14 protein-coding genes and 1 pseudogene are annotated in these 16,613 nt (G+C 73.8%); 9 read left to right on the top strand and 6 right to left on the bottom strand.

Going from position 1 to position 16,613, the window contains the following annotated elements; translation table 11 throughout:
* A pseudogene (locus AB0M28_RS06665) lies at positions 1 to 1,462 on the bottom strand (hypothetical protein); the annotation flags it as partial.
* Positions 1,463 to 1,622: 160 nt separating this feature from the next.
* Between AB0M28_RS06665 and AB0M28_RS06660 the strand changes: the two are divergent.
* Positions 1,623 to 2,426 carry a VOC family protein gene (locus AB0M28_RS06660; RefSeq protein ID WP_365398799.1) on the top strand — a complete coding sequence of 268 codons (804 nt, stop codon included), beginning with the start codon at positions 1,623 to 1,625 and terminating at the stop codon, positions 2,424 to 2,426.
* A gap of 24 nt (positions 2,427 to 2,450) precedes the next feature.
* Here AB0M28_RS06660 and AB0M28_RS06655 read toward each other — a convergent pair whose 3' ends face one another.
* Entirely contained in the window at positions 2,451 to 2,843 is a 393-nt protein-coding gene (locus tag AB0M28_RS06655) for an NUDIX domain-containing protein (protein ID WP_365398796.1), read from the bottom strand.
* Positions 2,844 to 2,889: 46 nt separating this feature from the next.
* Here AB0M28_RS06655 and AB0M28_RS06650 point away from each other — a divergent pair, with 46 nt between their 5' ends.
* Positions 2,890 to 4,320, top strand: a complete 1,431-nt coding sequence (locus tag AB0M28_RS06650) for a S1 RNA-binding domain-containing protein (protein ID WP_365398793.1) — start codon at positions 2,890 to 2,892, stop codon at positions 4,318 to 4,320.
* A gap of 10 nt (positions 4,321 to 4,330) precedes the next feature.
* Positions 4,331 to 5,329: a Gfo/Idh/MocA family oxidoreductase gene (locus tag AB0M28_RS06645; protein ID WP_365398790.1), complete on the top strand. Its 999-nt coding sequence runs from the start codon at positions 4,331 to 4,333 to the stop codon at positions 5,327 to 5,329.
* A gap of 38 nt (positions 5,330 to 5,367) precedes the next feature.
* Here AB0M28_RS06645 and AB0M28_RS06640 read toward each other — a convergent pair whose 3' ends face one another.
* Positions 5,368 to 7,047, bottom strand: coding sequence for an acetolactate synthase large subunit (locus tag AB0M28_RS06640; RefSeq protein ID WP_365398787.1), 1,680 nt, complete (start codon positions 7,045 to 7,047; stop codon positions 5,368 to 5,370).
* A gap of 37 nt (positions 7,048 to 7,084) precedes the next feature.
* Entirely contained in the window at positions 7,085 to 7,717 is a 633-nt protein-coding gene (locus AB0M28_RS06635; RefSeq protein WP_365398784.1) for a TetR/AcrR family transcriptional regulator, read from the bottom strand.
* Between the two features lie 50 nt (positions 7,718 to 7,767).
* Between AB0M28_RS06635 and AB0M28_RS06630 the strand changes: the two genes are divergently transcribed.
* From AB0M28_RS06630 to sigJ, 3 genes are all read left to right on the top strand, one after another.
* Positions 7,768 to 8,325 (top strand): GNAT family protein, encoded by a 558-nt coding sequence (locus tag AB0M28_RS06630; RefSeq protein ID WP_365398781.1) that lies wholly within the window; start codon positions 7,768 to 7,770, stop codon positions 8,323 to 8,325.
* Positions 8,326 to 8,438: 113 nt separating this feature from the next.
* Positions 8,439 to 9,668 carry an FAD-dependent oxidoreductase gene (locus tag AB0M28_RS06625; RefSeq protein ID WP_365398779.1) on the top strand — a complete coding sequence of 410 codons (1,230 nt, stop codon included), beginning with the start codon at positions 8,439 to 8,441 and terminating at the stop codon, positions 9,666 to 9,668.
* A 10-nt stretch (positions 9,669 to 9,678) separates the two neighbouring features.
* Positions 9,679 to 10,614: an RNA polymerase sigma factor SigJ gene (gene sigJ, locus AB0M28_RS06620; protein ID WP_365398777.1), complete on the top strand. Its 936-nt coding sequence runs from the start codon at positions 9,679 to 9,681 to the stop codon at positions 10,612 to 10,614.
* A gap of 10 nt (positions 10,615 to 10,624) precedes the next feature.
* Here sigJ and AB0M28_RS06615 read toward each other — a convergent pair whose 3' ends face one another.
* Together AB0M28_RS06615 and AB0M28_RS06610 are read right to left on the bottom strand one after the other, a co-directional pair.
* A complete protein-coding gene (locus AB0M28_RS06615) occupies positions 10,625 to 11,188 on the bottom strand; it encodes a dihydrofolate reductase family protein (RefSeq protein WP_365398774.1) in 564 nt (187 codons plus the stop codon).
* 18 nt (positions 11,189 to 11,206) lie between these two features.
* Positions 11,207 to 12,730 carry a right-handed parallel beta-helix repeat-containing protein gene (locus tag AB0M28_RS06610; RefSeq protein WP_365398771.1) on the bottom strand — a complete coding sequence of 508 codons (1,524 nt, stop codon included), beginning with the start codon at positions 12,728 to 12,730 and terminating at the stop codon, positions 11,207 to 11,209.
* Positions 12,731 to 13,025: 295 nt separating this feature from the next.
* On the opposite strand from AB0M28_RS06610, the gene AB0M28_RS06605 reads away from it, so the two are divergent.
* The 3 genes from AB0M28_RS06605 (at position 13,026) to AB0M28_RS06595 (ending at position 16,589) form a co-directional block, all read left to right on the top strand.
* Complete coding sequence (locus AB0M28_RS06605) at positions 13,026 to 14,030, top strand: 2-dehydropantoate 2-reductase (protein WP_365398768.1); 1,005 nt, start codon at positions 13,026 to 13,028, stop codon at positions 14,028 to 14,030.
* Between the two features lie 73 nt (positions 14,031 to 14,103).
* Positions 14,104 to 15,693 carry an alpha-amylase family glycosyl hydrolase gene (locus AB0M28_RS06600; protein WP_365398765.1) on the top strand — a complete coding sequence of 530 codons (1,590 nt, stop codon included), beginning with the start codon at positions 14,104 to 14,106 and terminating at the stop codon, positions 15,691 to 15,693.
* A 2-nt stretch (positions 15,694 to 15,695) separates the two neighbouring features.
* Positions 15,696 to 16,589, top strand: coding sequence for an LLM class flavin-dependent oxidoreductase (locus AB0M28_RS06595; protein ID WP_365398762.1), 894 nt, complete (start codon positions 15,696 to 15,698; stop codon positions 16,587 to 16,589).
* Positions 16,590 to 16,613 lie beyond the last annotated feature (24 nt).

The following is a 16,613-nucleotide window of genomic DNA, read 5'->3' as shown; positions in this document are numbered from 1 at the left end:
GAGCGCCAGCCGTGCATGAGCTCGGCGTCGTCCGTGTCGAGTGCCGCCAGACCGACGGACTTCGCCCGCCAGGAGAGTTCTCGTTCGGCTTCCGCAGCGCCGCGACGGCGCGCGGCACGACGAGGGACGCGCGGTCCAGAGCGGCGAGCAGCTCGGGCACGGCGGCAGCGGCCCGCCCGCCCCACTGCTGGAGCAACTCGGCCAGATGGATGGGCTCGTTGTGCAGCTGGTTGCGCACATGCAGCGGCGCACCCGCGGCCGGCACCGCGTCCGCGGCCAGCCGGGCCCGGACGGCCGCGAGCAGTTCGGGGGCGAACGGGAGGGCCGGCGAGTCCGCGGACTCCGACAGCTCCGCGGCGGCCCGCAACGCGCCCGGCCGGGATCCCAGATCCGCAGCCAGCAGCGGCACGGCCCGCTCGGGCGCCACCGCGAGGAGCAGGACGAGGGCCCGGTCCGCGAGATCCTCGTCCCCCTCCGCCGGGGCGCCGGACGCGAGCCGCGCCAGCGGCTCGGCGAACGAGCCGTCCAGCTGCCCCGCCAGCTTGCGCAGCAGCCTGAGCGCGCCCTCGGGCGGCCGGGGTGCGTCGAGGAGGGGCGCGAGCAGAGGCAGCAGGACGGCCGGTGCGCCCCGTGAGGCCATGCACACCCGGTCGGCCGCGAGCAGCGCCTCGTCCCGTACCTCCGCGCGGCCGTCCCGCAGTGCCACCGCCACGAGCCGCAGCGCGTCCTCGCGCGCCCCGCGCTCCAGCAGGGCCTCGCAGATCCCCGCCAGCGGCTGGTGCTGCCCGTCCTCGAACCGCTCGGCCATCAGGCCGTCCGCCGGCAGGGCGGCCAGCACGGCGTCCTCCTGCTCCCGCCCCCACGGCAGGCCCGCGTCCAGCCCGGCGAACACGGCCGCCAGCCGCAGCTCCGGCGGCCCGTCGGCGAGGGCGGCCGCGATCAGCTCCGCGCGTCGCAGCGGATCCAGCCGTATCAGCGCGGTCAGCAGCTCCGCCCGTACGAGGGCGTCGGGCTCGACGGCGTAGCGCCGCTCGACCGCCTCCAGGGCGGCCCGGGTGTCCGTGTGCCCGACGGCCCACGCCGCGGCCTGCCGTATGGCGCGGTCCGCGGACCCGAGCAGGGGCAGCAGGAGCGTCAGTTGACCGGCCACCGCCTCCTGGCAGGCGCCGTCGTCCTCACCGCTGCGCATCGCGTACCCGAGCATCGCCAGCAGCTCCGTCGGCCGGCACCCGGCGACCGCCAGACGGGTCAGGAAGGGCACGGCCTCCGCGGTGGCGGGGTACACGGAGCCCTGGTGCAGGATGCTGCTCCACAGCTCCTCCAGGGCCTCCTCCTGCTCCTCCTCGTCGTCCCCGGCCAGCGCCCGCAGCTGGTCCGGCACGTCGTCCGCCGCGCCGTACGCGTGCGTCAGCTCGGCCCAGGGCCGCTCATCGAGGCCGTCCAGGGCCTGCACGAGATCCATACGGGGATCATGGCAGCCGCCACCGACAACGCCGTACGCAGGTCCGCCCGGCCCCCGACGCGCGGTCCCGACCAGGGCTCCCTTTCGTGCGCCGCGCGGCCGGACGGGACGCGCGCTACGGTGACAAAACAGACGAAAACCATCACGAGGAGGCCCATCCATGCCCCCGACCCCCGACGGCACGCCCATCTGGGCCGACGCGATGTTCCCCGACGTCGAGGCAGCCAAGCAGTTCTACGGCGACCTCTTCGGCTGGACCTTCGAGGAGGGCGACCCCGAGTACGGCGGCTACACGCAGGCGCTCTCCGACGGTAAGAGGGTGGCCGCCGTCGTCCCGCGGATGCCGGGGATGGAGGACGTACCGCCGGCCTGGACGATGTACTTCGCGAGTTCGGACATCGCGGCGACCGCGGCCCGGATCCGGGAACTGGGCGGTACGACGGAGATGGAGCCCATGGAGGTGGGGGAGTTCGGCAGCATGCTGATCGCCCGCGACCCGGGCGGCGTGCAGTTCGGCGTCTGGCAGCCGGGCACCCACACGGGCTTCGCGAAGCAGAACGCGCCCGGCGCCTTCTCCTGGGCGGAGGTCACCACACGGGACGCGGACAAGGCCGACGGGTTCTTCCCCGCCCTCTTCGGCTACGAGGTGCAGCGGATGGTGGACGAGAACATCGACTTCCATCTGTGGAGCATGCCGGGTTCCCAGATGCCGTCCCTCGGCCGCTTCAAGATGACGGCCGACTTCCCGCCGGAGGTCCCGCCGTACATCAACGTCTACTTCGGCGTCGACGACTGCGACGAGGCGGTGGCCAAGGTCACCAAGCACGGCGGCCAGGTCCACTTCGGCCCGATGTCCTCCCCGTTCGGCCGCTTCGCCGCGGTGAGCGACCCGCAGGGCGCGGCGTTCGCGGTGATCGACCTGGCGACGACGGAGGGCGAGCCCCCGCAGGTCACGCCGGCCTGACGGCCGTTTCGCGAGGGCGGCCGTTCACAGGGTCGGCAGGACCCGCTCGAAGAACGGACGGTCGCCCTCGAACGTCGGCTCCAGCTGCAGGTACTCCGCCGCGGTCACCCAGCGCACCTCGCTGACCTCGCCGCGGTCGGGGGTGAGGGTGCCGGAGACGATGTCGGCCGTCCACCAGTGCAGGACGTAACGCCCGTCGTCCGTGGGGCACTCCCACACCTTGGCGCCGGGTGTGACCTCCAGGCCGACCTCCTCGCGCACCTCGCGGACCAGGGTCTCCTCCTGGCGCTCACCCGGCTCGATCGTCCCGCTGAGCGGCGCCCAGTACCCGGACCGCCCGGACTCGGGCCCGCGCCGGATCACCAGCACCCGGCCGTTCTGGCGGAGGACGGCCACGATGGCCTCACGCTGCGACATGCGGGCGAGCCTATCGCCGCCGCGCCGGCCGTCGTAGGGTGACCGCGTGATCTTGCGCATCGCCCCCGGCCGTCCCGACTCCGTCGTCGCCGCGGTGGCCGGCCTCGCCGGGCGCGCGGGGGTGCGCGAACTGATCGTCGACAACCCCATGGTCGACGGCTTCTTCCGCCACACCGGCGTGCCGTGGCGCGGGCGCCTGCCCGCGGAACTGCCGGACGGCCTGGCCGGGTTCCACGACGGGATGCGCGTACCGGTGGCCACGGGGCTCGCGTTGCTGCGCGTCATGCTGGAGCGGCGGGGTCCGTGGTGCCGGCTGCGGACGGAGGACGGCTTCTTCGTCCACGTCGACGACCGGTGCGGCGTGTACGTCGGGACGGCCGGCCCCGGCGACGAGGCCCTGGGCGCGGAGCACGTCGACGGCTCGCCGTACGACCCGGCCCTGGACACGGTCGACGAACTGCGCCCCGCCGACGAGGCGTTCTGGGCCGAGGTCACCGAGCTTGTCGCGGCCGCCACGCTCCTGCTGGAGGAGCAGTACGTCCACAAGGGCTTCCGCTGGCACGTGCTGGCCGCTCCCGGCGATGTGGAGGCCGTACGCGCCGGACTCGCCCCCCGGGCCCGGCTGGCCCTGTGGCCCGGGCCGACGGACGACTGGGAGGAGCTGCGCGCGGCGATCGCCCGTCACCCCGGACCGCAGTTGTTCGTCTGGCCGCGGCGGCGCGACGGCGCGGGCTGGGAGGGCATCCGCCTCGCCGAGGAGTGGATGCTGGACGACCACGGCGGCGGCGCGATGGTGCCGGGCCCGGCCGCGGTCGTGCCGATGCTGCCCGGCGACCGCCACCCGCTGCTGCGGGCGGTGCTCCCCGACCCCGACGGCGTCCCGCGCGCCCGCTGGCGTACGAACCCGACCCCCGCAGACGACCGCCGCGCGTACCTGTGCACGCTGCGACCGGGCGACGTCGTCACGGGCGTCGTCGCCACGGGTCTGGACGACATCGGCGTCCACGTGGACCTGGACCATCCCCTGGGCGCGGGGCTGGGCTTCCTCCGGGTGCCCGAGATGTCCTGGGAGCACTGGGAGTCGCTGGACGACGTGGCCCCGGTGGGACGCCGCATCAGGGCGAGGATCCTCAGCGTGGACTTCGAGTTCGAGCGCCTCGAGCTGTCGGTGAAGGCCCTCCAGCCGGACCCGTGGGCCCCCTTCTGCGCGGCACACCTGCCGGGCGACGTCGTGACCGGAACCGTCACCAGGCTGACGCCGGTCGGTGCGTTCGTACGCGTCGCGCACGGCGTGGAAGGGATCTTGCGGGGAGAGGGCGGCGACCCCGTGGACGAGTCCGCCGACGCGGGCGGGCACCCCGTGGCCCACGCCGGCGGCGAGGCCCTCGTGGTCGGTGACCGGATCGCCGTGACGCTCACCGAGGTCGACCGGGGCCGCCGCCGTATCGCCTTGGCGCCCGCCCCGCCCCCGACGTAGATTCACCCGCATGACCGAGACGATCAGATGGGGCATCATCTCCACCGGCGGCATCGCCGACGCCTTCGCGCAGGACCTCGCCGTCACCGACGGGGCCGCGGCCGTGGCCGTGGGGTCGCGGACGCGTGAGGCCGCGCAGGCGTTCGCGGAGCGGCACGGCATCCCGCGCGCCCACGGGAGCTGGGCCGAGCTGGTGGCGGACCCCGACGTGGACATCGTGTACGTGGCCACCCCGCACCACGCCCACCGCACGGCGACCGCCGCGGCGCTGGCGGCGGGCAAGGCGGTGCTCTGCGAGAAGGCGTTCACCATCAACGCCATCGAGGCCCGCGCCCTGATCGACCAGGCCCGCGAGGCGAAGCGCTTCCTGATGGAGGCGATGTGGATGTACACCAACCCCGCCGTACTCCGTGCGAAGGAGCTGGTGGCCGAGGGTGCCATCGGCGAGCCGCGCAGCGTCCAGGCGGACTTCGGGCTGGCCGGCCCCTTCGCCCCCGACCACCGGCTGCGCGACCCGGAGCTTGGCGGCGGCGCCCTGCTGGACCTCGGCGTGTACCCCGTCTCCGTGGCACAGCTCTTCCTCGGCGCCCCCGCGACCGTGCAGGCCACGGCCAAGCTGACCCCGGAGGGCGTCGACGCCAACACCGGCATCCTGCTCGGCTACGAGTCGGGCGCCGTGGCCACCCTCGGCTGCAGTCTGGAGACCCGCACGCCCTGCGTCGCGGTCATCGGCGGCACCGAGGGCACGATCACCCTGGACAGCCCGTTCTTCCGCCCCGACGGATTCGTCCTGCGCCGCCGGGACGCCGAGCCGGAGCGGATCGACGTCCCGCACCAGGGGCTGGGTTACGTCCACGAGATCGAGGAGGCCGGCCGCTGCGTGCGCGAGGGACTGCTCGAATCACCGCTCGTGCCCTGGCAGTCCACGCTCGATGTGATGGACACCCTCGACGCGGTCCGCGCCGCGATCGGCGTCCGCTACCCGGCCCACGACGACGTGACGCCGTAGGGCCGGGTCGCGCTACGGCGTAACCCCGCACCGCCCGCTCAGAACGGCTCCTGCACGCTCCCCAGCCGCTCCGTGAGCCGCAGGTTCGCGGCGTAGTCCACGGGGCACGCGATCACGTCCACGCCGTCGTGGTCGAGGGCGGAGCGGAGCGTGGGCAGCAGCTCGTCCGCGGACTTCACGGCGTGTCCGCGGGCGCCGAAGCTCTCGGCGTACGCCACCAGGTCCGGATTGCCGAACCGGGTGTGCGCGTGCCGGCCCAGCTCCAGCTCCATCTTCCAGGTGATCAGGCCGTACTCGTCGTCCACGAGCACCAGCACCGTCATCGGGATGTGCTCGCGCACGGCCGTCTCGAGCTCCTGGGAGTTCATCAGGAACGCCCCGTCCCCGGTCATCGCGAGCACCCGGCGGCCGGGGCGGGCGAGGTGCGCGCCGATCGCCCCGGGCACCGCGAAGCCCATCGTGGACAGGCCGTTGGAGAGCAGGCAGGTGTTGGGCTCGTACGTCGGGTACAGGCGCGCCATCCACATCTTCCCCGCGCCCGTGTCCGCCAGCACGATGTCCTCGCGGCCCAGCGCCTCGCGGACGTCGGCCACGACGCGCTCGGGCGCGAGGGGGAAGGAGTCGTCCCGGCGGCCGCCCGCCAGCTCCTCGGCGAGCAGCTCGCGGATCGGGCAGGCGCCGTCCGCCCCGGAGAAGGTGCGGTCCACGGACGCCGCGAGAGCGTCCAGCGACTGGGCGGGGTCACCGGTGAGGCCCACCGCCACCGGGTAGTGGGAGTCCACCTCGGCGGGGAAGTGGTGGAGGTGCAGGATCTGCTTGTCGCCCCGCGGGTTGATCTTGACCGGGTCGAACTCCTGCAGCTCGTAGCCGACGCAGATCAGCACGTCCGCCCGGTCGAAGCCGAAGTTGGTGTAGTCGTGCCGCATGAAGCCGACCGCGCCCAGCGCGTTCGGATGGTCGTCCGGGAAGACGCCCTTGCCGTGGAAGGTCGTCGCCACCGGCACGTTCAGCTTCTCCGCGAAGCGGAGCAGCGCCGCCGCGGAATCCGACCGCGCCGCGCCGTGCCCGGCCAGCACCACCGGCCGCTCCGCCGCCGCGAGCACCTCGGCGGCGCGCACGAGCTGGGCGGGGGAGGGGGCTTCGGGACGCGCCCGGTTGATGGGCAGCGGGGCGAGCGGGGTGGCCGGCACGGCCGCCTCGATGTCCTCCGGAACGGCCAGGAACACCGCCCCGGGCCGCTCGCTCTCGGCGGTCTTGAACGCCTGGCGCACCATCTCCGGCACCGCGCCCGGGCTCATCACCTGCCGCGACCACTGGGTGACCGGCGCGAACATCGCGGTCAGATCGATGACCTGGTGCGACTCCTTGTGCACCCGGTCCAGCCCGCCCTGGGCGGCGATCGCCACCAGGGGCGTGCTGTTGGTCTGCGCGTCCGCGGTGCCCAGCAGGAGGTTGATCGCGCCCGGCCCGAGCGTCGCCGAGCACACGCCGGCCCGCCCCGTGATACGCCCGTATATCTCCGCCATGAACGACGCGCCCTGCTCGTGCCGCACCAGGACGTACCGGACGGAGTCGGAGGCGTTCAGGGCGTCGACGAAGCGGATGTTCTCCTCGCCCGGCACCCCGAACACATGGGTCACGCCCTCGGCTTCCAGACAGCGTACGAGCAGATGGGCGATGTCGTCGGGACGGGACTGCGGCTTCGGTGCGGTCGTCATGGAAGCCGAGCCTAGCCAGCCCGCCGCCCGGACACGATCATGTGTCGCCGCTCGCGTCGGCGGACGGACGGCCGTTGCGCCGACCGGACGCCGCCAGGGCCGCCAGATAGTCGTCCAGCAGCCGCGTCTGCCGCTCGGGCGGGAACGCGCCGGGATCGAGCAGCGCCTGTACGACCACGCCGAGGGCGAAGGACTGCGCTCCCGCCGCCACCTCGTCCGGGTCACCCGCCGGGAGTTCGCCCAGCTCCTGCGCCGCGGCGACCGCTTCGCGCAACCGGTCGCGCCCGTCCGCGTACCGGCGGGCGTGGCCGCGGCTCAGCTCCGGGTCGGCCAGCGCGGTGTCCCAGGACGACACCCAGATGCGGTTGCTCGCGGTGGCCTCCTCCGTCAGGGGCAGTACGTCGAGCAGGGAAGCGCGCAGGGCGGCGAGCCCCGGCGCGGCGGTGCGGCGGGGGCGGGCCCGGGTGCGCTCGGCGAGGAGGTCGAGGGCGTAGGCGACCAGGTCCCGCTTGGCCGGGAAGTAGTGCGTGAGCAGACCCGTGGTGGCGCCCAGCTCGGCGGCGACGGCGCGCATGGTCAGCCCGCCGAAGCCGCGCTCGGCCAGCACCCGCCACACCGCCTCCGAGACGTCGCGGCGGCGGGCTTCATGATCGCCCTTGGTACGTGGCATGGTGCTAGGGTACATATCCATAACAAGCGTTGTGTGAATGAGGGGTCTGGATGTTTTCGCTTTCGCTGACCGCCGACGCGCGCCTGCGTCCGCTGGAGGTCTGGCACGCCGAGGAGTTCGCCGCCCATCTGGACCGCGCCCGTGAGCACATACGCCCATGGGTAGGGGCGGGCTTCGTCACCACCGACGTGGACGGGGCGCGGGCCACCCTGCGCCGCTACGCCGACCGCCAGGCCGGGGACGGCGGCCGCCTGTACGGCATCTGGCTGGCGGACACGCTGGTCGGCGGCGTGATGTTCACGGCCTTCGACGCGGCCTTCGGCTGCTGCGAGGTGGGCTGCTGGCTGGAGCCCGCGGCGGAGGGGAGGGGCATGGTGACGAAGGCGTCCACCGCCCTGGTGGACTGGGCGCTGACCGAACGCGGCCTGCACCGAGCCGAGTGGCATTGCCGCGCCGACAACGACCGCAGCTCCGCGGTGGCCAAGCGGCTCGGGATGACGCTGGAGGGCGTACGGCGCGAGGCGTGGCCCTTCGAGGGGACCCGCTACGACAAGCAGATCTGGGCGGTCCTCGCCCCGGAGTGGCAGGCGGCGCGTCGGGCGGGATGAGCGCCCGGTCAGCCGGGTCACCGCGCCCGGTGACCCAGCTCACACGGGGCTCCTGTCAGGGATCGCCGCCCTGTCCCGTTCAAGGGGCAAGAGATTCAGACAGGAGCCCCACCATGAAGCACCGCATCCTCGTCCTCGGCGCCGGTTACGCCGGGGCCTTCGCCGCCGGGAACCTGGCCCGCCGCCTCTCGCCCGCCGACGCCGAGATCACCGTCGTCAACGCCGGGTCGCTCTTCGTGCAGCGGATGCGCATGCACCAGTTCGCGGCCGGCCGGGACGTCGCGGCCCCGCCGCTCGCCGAGGTGTTCGCGGGCACCGGGATCCGGTTGCGGCTGGCGCGTGTCACGGCGGTGCACCCGGAGCGCAGGACCGTCTCCGTGACCGGCGAGGACGGCGTCGATGAGCTCGGGTACGACACCCTGCTGTACGCGCTGGGCAGCCGGGTCGCCGACCACGGCGTCCCCGGTGCGGCGGAGCACGCGTTCAACGTCGCGGGCCGTCCGTCCGCGCTGCGGCTGCGCGCGCACCTGGACAGCCTGCGCGGATCCGGCAGTGTGCTGGTCGTCGGCGAGGGCCTGACCGGCATCGAGACCGCCGCCGAGATCGCGGAGTCGCGCCCCGGTCTGTCCGTGTCGCTCGCCGCCCGCGGTGAACTGGGGGCGTGGCTCTCCCCGGGCGCCCGGGACCACCTGCGCGAGTCCTTCGACCGGCTGGGCATCACCGTCCATGAGCGCACCGGTATCGCAGCCGTCCGGGCGGCGCACGCCCTCGGCGCGGACGGCACCTCCTTCCCTGCCGACGCGACCGTGTGGACGGCCGGGTTCTCCGTCGACCCCCTCGCGGCCGCCGCCGGTCTCGAGGTCACCGAGGCGGGCCGGATCGTCGTCGACGACTCCATGCGCTCGGTCTCCCACCCGGACGTCTACGCCGCGGGCGACAGCGCGTACGCGCTCGGGGACAACGGCCGGCCGCTGCCCATGTCCTGCGCCTCGGCGGGACACACCAACAAGCAGGCGATGGAAGCGATCGTGGCCCGGCTGACCGGGCGGCGGGTTCCGCACGTCAGGAAGACCTACTTCGGCAACCACATCAGCCTCGGACGGTACGACGGGATCCTGCAGACGGTCGACCGCGAGGCGCGGGCGAAGTCCCGGTTCGTGGGCGGCCGGCGGGCCGCCTGGATGAAGACGGGCGTCCTGCAGGGCAGTCTGTGGGCCGTCTCGCACCCGACCTTCGGCATGCCGAAGCGCAAGCTCCGCCTGACCGTCGCCGGCACCGCCACGACAACCGGAGTAACCGGAGCAACCGGTGCCGCGGTCGCGCCCGGGAAGGCCGCCGCATAAGGTCCTGCGCATGGACAGCACCGCCACAGACCGCTTCGAGACCGGCCGGGCCCGGCTGGCCTCGCTGGCGTACCGGCTGCTCGGCTCGGCGTCCGACGCCGAGGACGTCGTACAGGACGCCTACCTGCGCTGGCACGCCGCCGACCGGGCGCGGATCGAGGTGCCGGAGGCGTGGCTGGCCAAGGTCGTCACCAACCTGTGCCTGGACCGGCTCCGTTCGGCCCCGGCGCGCCGCGAACGCGCGGCCGGCGCCTGGCTGCCCGAACCGCTCCTCGACGGCGACCCGATGCTCGGCCCGGCCGAGACCTTCGAGCAGCGCGAATCGGTGTCGATCGCCGTCCTCACCCTGATGGAGCGCCTCGCGCCGGTCGAACGGGCCGTCTACGTCCTGCGAGAGGTCTTCTCGTACCCCCACGCCGAGATCGCCGGGATCCTCGACATCTCGGAGTCCGCGAGCCAGCAGCATCTGCACCGGGCCCGGCGCCGGGTCGCCGCCGCCCGGCGCGGCGGCGAGGTCGACCCGGAGTCGGCGCGCAAGGTCCTGGAGGAGTTCCTCGCCGCCGCGAACTCGGGCCGGACGGAACGCCTGGTGGCGCTGCTCACCGACGACGCGACCGCGGTCTCCGACGGCGCGGGCACGGCCCGTGCGCTGTGGCGCTACGACACCCCCGAGCGCATCGCCGCCATGATGCGGACCGCCTTCAGGCCCTCGCCCGGGAGGCGCCGCCTGGCCGGCGGCTCACCGGCGATCCACATCGCGCGGGTCAACGGCCGGCCCGCCGTGCTCGCCGTACGTGAGGACCAGGTCGTGGGCGCGGTGGCCTTCGAGGTCGCCGACGGCAAGGTGGCGGCCGTGCACGGCATCGCCGCCCCGGAACGCCTCACCCGTCTCACGGCGATGTGGCACCGGCTCGAACCCGAGACGCAGCTGATCGGCCAGTGGTGACCGGCGCCCCTCAGCTCCCCGGCTGCCGCACCTCGTAGCTGAGCTGCACCATCTGCCCCTGCCGCTCGACCTCCCGCAGGCGCAGCCGGTCCGTCGTCAGGCGGCGGGGGAGGAGCGGGGCGCCCGCGCCGAGTGTCACCGGGGTGACGCCGACGATCAGCTCGTCCAGCAGGCCCGCGTCCGCGAACGCGCCGACCAGTTCGCCGCCGCCGACGAGCCAGATGTCCTTCCCGGCGGCGGCCGCCGTCATCTCCTCGTGCACGGGCCGCACGTCGCCCCGGACGAAGTGGACGTTCGCCCCGGGGACGGCCGGCAGGTCACGGGTGGTGAAGACCCAGAACGGGGTGTCGCCGTACCACTTCGCCCACTTCTCCGGGTGCTCCAGCACCTTCTCGTACGCGAGGACCCACTCGTACGTCGTGGAGCCCATGGCGAACGCCCCCACCCGCGACATGAACCCGGGGAACGAGTCCTCGCCCTCCCGGTCGACGGCGAACAGCCAGTCGAGCGAGTTGTGCTCGTCGGCGAGGAAACCGTCGAGGCTGGTGGCGGTGTAGTACACGGTGCGCGTCATGCCACCAGCCTCGCACGGTCAGCGCACGCCGCCGCCCTGGTACGCGCCGATGTTCGGCGGTACGGCCAGGGGGTTGCCGTAGTAGTCGCGGTCGCCCGCGCCGTCGATCACGGTGCCCGCGCCCAGCGCCGGGGACCCGGTGCGCAGCCGCAGGCCCTGCGGGGAGTCCGGGGTGGCGTCCGCGAGCCGGGGATCGGCCACGACGGCCGCGGTGTCGCCCGCGGGGATGCCGGTGACGCCCCAGTAGAGGTTGTTCGCGTAGGTGTTGGCGGAGTCCTTGATCGGCAGACCGCCGGGGACGGCGGAGGCGAAGACGTTGTTGCGGAAGGTGACGCCGCCGGCGTTGTTGGTGCTGACCATCGCGTAGCCGGGCTCGTTGGCGACGATCGTGTTGTTGTAGACCTGGGTGTTGGCCGACGGCCCGCAGACGACCGCGATCACGCCGTACGGGCTCGCCGTGTTGCGGTCGTCGACGCTGACGTTGTAGCGGAAGACGTTGTTGCTCGTCGTCATGCCGGCGCCGTTGCAGACCAGCAGGAAGCCGCCCTCGTTGTCGTGGCTGTAGTTGTACTGGTAGACGTTGCCGTTGTTGCCGCCGTCGAAGTCGAACGCCTGCGAGTCGCGGGTGCCGTGGCCGCCGGTGACCTCGTTGAACTGGTAGAGCGCCCGGTCGAAGTTCCAGGCCCAGATGCCCGCGTTGTAGCCGGCCGAGCGCATGTTGAAGCCGTCGACCAGGTTGTGCTGGACCAGGGCGTCCGTGCCGTGCTGCAGCACGATGCCGTCGCCGCCGAGGTCCTCGAGGGTGTTGCGCTCGAAGCGGATGTCCGTGTTCGGCGCCCAGCCGGGCGCACTGCTGTTGGGGTGCTCGGGGCGCTTGCCCCAGCTGGAGGCGGTGCCCATGCCCGTGCGGTCGACGTGCCTGACCGTGGAGTCGGTGACCGTGATCCCGTCGAAGCGGGTGGGGGTGGCCGTACCGCGGACGACGAACAGGATGCCGCCCGAGGGGTCCGGGTCCTTGAAGTCGGCGCCGTTGACGTCGTGCACGTCCACGCCGTCGACCACGTAGTGCGAGCCGGTGCCGAAGTCCGTGAGCCGCACCAGCACGCCCGAGCGGCGGTCGGTCGTGGTCGGGGCGCCGCTGTTCGAGACGTCGAGGTCGCGCAGCTCCCAGTGCTGCACGTTCTCCAGCAGCACCGCCGCCCGCGCCCCGGCGCCCTTGATCTTCGGCTTGGCGCCCGACCCGTACGCCCCCGCCGCCACGGGCGCGCCGGGCGCGCCGGAGCCCTGCGGGGCGAAGGTGCCGGTGCAGGCGGTGCCGCGGCGGAACAGCACGCGGTCGCCGGGGCCGAGCACGACGGAGTTCGCCCGGCCCAGCGTCCGCCAGGCGTCGCCGGCGGACGTGCCGGCCGCGCCGTCGGAGCCGCCGCGGCAGTCGACGTAGTACGTCGTGCCGTCGGCCGCCGCCGCGGGGCCGGCGAGCGCCGGAAGCAGCGGGAGCGAGGCGGCGGCGATCAGCGCCGCCAGGGTGCGTGAGGTGCGCATGCGGTCTCCCCAATGCCGTCCGAGGCGGACGGCGTTGCTGGTTCTTGATCGTAGGTCGGCGATTTCTAACACGACCGCGCACAGCCGGGCATTGGATGGGAAGGGGTGCGCACTTGGACTTCTGCAACGGGACCTGGCGGGACGCGGGGCCGCATCCGTATGGGCCCGCGGCGCGCCGGCCGGTGCCGCCGAGGGCGCTTCCGCCTGTGCCGCCGAGGGCGCGCCCGCCCTGGTCAGACCCGCGCGGCCTGCGGCATGCTGAGCCCGGACCCGAGCCCCCACCGCAGGAGCCCCCATGCCCACCCCCCGCTTCGCCGTCCTCGGCGCCGGCAGCATCGGCTGCCACCTCGGCGGCCACCTCACCGCCGCCGGCTACGACGTGACGCTCATCGGCCGCCCCGCCGCCATGGACGTCCTGCGCGAGCGGGGGCTCACCCTCAGCACCTCCGTCAAGCCGCCCCGACGTCTCGCCCCCGAGGACCTCACGCTCGCCACCTCACCCGAGGCCGCCGCCGGCGCCGACTACGTGCTCGTCACCGTCAAGACCGCCGCCACCGAGGCCGCCGCCAAGGACCTCGCCCCGCATCTGAAGCCGGATGCCGTCGTCGTCAGCTTCCAGAACGGCCTGCACAACCCCGCCACCCTCCGCGCCGCCCTCCCCGGCCACACGGTGCTGGCCGGGATGGTGCCGTACAACGTCGTGCAGTCCGAGCCCGGCACCGTCCACCAGGGCATGCCGGGCAGGCTGATGACCGAACCGGACGAGGAACTGACCCGGGCCTGCCGCGAGGCGGGCCTGGCCATCGAGCCGCGCCCGGACATGACGGAGGTCCAGCACGCCAAACTGCTCATGAACCTCAACAACGCGGTCAACGCCCTCTCCGGCCTCCCGCTGCGCGACGAGCTCGCCCGGCGCGCGTACCGCCGCTGCCTTGCCCTGTGCCAGCGCGAGGCCCTCGCCGCCTACCGCGCCGCCGGCGTCCGGCCCGCCTGGCTCGGTCCCACGAAGCCCGGGGTCACCCCGTACGTCCTCGGGCTGCCCGACGCCCTCTTCCGCCGCGTGGCCGCCGCCTCCCTGCGGATCGACGCGCACGCCCGCTCCTCGATGTGGGAGGACCTGCAGCGCGGACGCGCCACCGAGATCGACAGCCTGCAGGGCGAGATCGTCGCACTCGCCGCCGCGCACGGACTGCGCGCCCCGGCCAACGCCCGGCTGGCCGGGCTGGTCCACGAGGCGGAGGCCGCACCGCGCACCTGGACGGGGCCGGAGCTGTACGCCGAGCTGGCGAAGGCGCGTTGACCCGGCCCGCGGCCGGGGCAGGCTAGCCGCAGCACCCGAGGCGCACCGCCGACCCGAAAGGTCTCCCCGCTTCATGGACAACCGCCCCGCCACCGACTGGCTGGCCGACGCCGTCCTCTACCAGATCTACCCCCAGAGCTTCGCCGACTCGAACGGCGACGGCATCGGCGACTTCGCCGGTGTCGAACAGCATCTGGACCATCTGGCCTGGCTCGGCGTGAACACCGTCTGGCTCAACCCCTGCTTCGTCTCGCCGTTCCGGGACGCCGGCTACGACGTCGCCGACTACCTCCACGTCGCACCGCGCTACGGCACCGACGACGATCTGGCCAAGCTCGTCGACAGCGCCGGCCGGTACGGCATCCGCGTCCTGCTCGACCTGGTCGCCGGGCACACCTCCGACCGGCACCCCTGGTTCCAGCACTCCGCCGACGATCCGGACGACCAGCGCTACATCTGGTCCCGTGAGGTGCGGCCGGGCTTCGTACCCTCGCCCGGCCGCCGCAAGGGCTGCTATCTGCCGAACTTCTTCGACAGCCAGCCCGCCCTCAACTTCGGCTACGCCCGCCCCCGCCCCGACGAGCCCTGGCGGCTCCCCGTCGACGCCGACGGCCCGCGCGCCAACCGGCAGGCGCTGCGCGAGATCATGGACCACTGGCTCTCCCTCGGCCTGTCCGGCTTCCGCGTCGACATGGCCGCCTCCCTGGTCAAGGACGACCCCGGCCACACCGAGACCGGGAAGCTGTGGACCCAGCTGCGCCGCTGGCTGGACACCGCCCATCCGAAGGCCGCGCTGCTGGCCGAGTGGGGCGATCCCGCCACCTCCGTCCCCGCCGGATTCCACGCCGACTTCCTGCTGCACTTCGGCGGACCCGCGGACGGCGGCATCCTGCGCTCCCTCTGGTACAACGGCGGCACCGAGCGCGAGGACTGGGAGCCGCCGCTCGCCTACTTCTCCGCCGAGGGCACCGGCAGCCCGGACACCTTCACCGAAGGCTGGCGCACCGCCGCCGAGGCCGTCGGCGACGCCGGCTTCCTCGCGCTGCCCACCGCCAACCACGACTTCTCCCGCCTCGCCACCGGCCCACGCACCGCCGCCGAACTCCCCGCGGCGTTCGCCTTCCAGCTCACCTGGCCCACGCTCCCGGCGATCTATTACGGCGACGAGATCGGCATGCGCTACGTCGACGGCCTGCCCGACCACGAGGGCAGCGTCCTCGGCCCCCGCTACAACCGCGCCGGCTCGCGCACCCCCATGCAGTGGAACGGCGGCCCGAACGCCGGCTTCTCCACCGCCGCCGCCGACCGCCTCTACCTCCCCGTCGACCCCGACCCCGGGCGCCCCACGGTGGCCGCCCAGCGTGCCGACGAGGGCTCGCTGCTGCACCTGGTGCGCCGCCTGATCGCCCTGCGCCGGTCCACCCCCGGGCTGGGCAGCGGCGGCGCCGGCTCGGTGGAGGTGCTGCACAGCGGGTATCCGCTCGTGTACGTCCGGGGCGGGCGCTACCTCGTCGTCGTGAACCCGCGCCGCGAGCCCGCCACCGCCCAGGCGTACGCGGGGACGCCGCTGGAGGCGAGCGGTGTCACGCTCGGCGCGGACGGGACGGTCGCCGCCGACGGCTTCGGCTACGGAATCTTCGCACTGGAGTCGCTGTTGACCTGATCATGAGCGACTACGGCAGGCCCCTGGAGTTCGGCTTCAACCTCGTCCCGAACGCCGCGGATCCCCTGCTCGAGACCGGCCGCACCGCCGACCGGCTGGGGCTGGACCTCATCGGCGTCCAGGACCATCCGTACCAGCGCCGGTACGTGGACACGTGGACCCTGCTCAGCATGCTCGCCGCCGTGACCACCCGGGCCCGGGTCTTCCCCGACGTCGCGAGCCTGCCCCTGCGCCCGCCCGCGGTCCTGGCGAAGTCCGTCGCCAGCCTCGACGTCCTCAGCGGCGGGCGCGCCGAGCTGGGGCTGGGCGCGGGCGCGTTCTGGGAGGCCATCGAGGCGTACGGGGGTGAGCGCCGCACTCCGGGCGAGGCGGTCGACGCCCTGACGGAGGCGATCGAGGTCATCCGGAAGGTGTGGAGCGGGGAGCGGGGGCTGCGCTTCGAGGGGAAGCACTACGCCCTGCGCGGCGCGCACTCCGGGCCCGTCCCGGCACACCCGGTGGAGATCTGGCTGGGCGTCGGCGGCCCGCGCACCCTCGCCCTCACCGGGCGGGTCGCCGACGGGTGGCTGCCGTCCTCGCCGTGGGCGCCGCCCGAGCGGCTGCCGGAGCTGAACGCCCGCATCGACGACGCGGCGACGGCCGCGGGCCGTGACCCGGCGGCGATCCGCCGGCTGTACAACCTGTCCGGCTCCATCACCTCCGGCCCGTCCGAGGGCTTCCTCAAGGGACCGGTGGAGCAGTGGGCGGACGAGCTGACCGACCTGGCCGTCGGCTACGGCATGGACACCTTCCTCTACCTCCCCGACGACGCGGGCGAACTCGACACCCAGCTGCGGCGGTTCGCGGAGGAGGTCGTTCCGCGCGTACGGGAACAGGTCGCCGCCGAACGAGGGTGACCGGATTTCCGGGACCGCCCGTCG

Source organism: Streptomyces sp. NPDC051940, from assembly GCF_040680895.1.
GTDB lineage: Bacteria > Actinomycetota > Actinomycetes > Streptomycetales > Streptomycetaceae > Streptomyces.
Note: the sequence above shows the minus strand (reverse complement) of the source record. Positions and strands in the feature narration are given on the sequence as shown.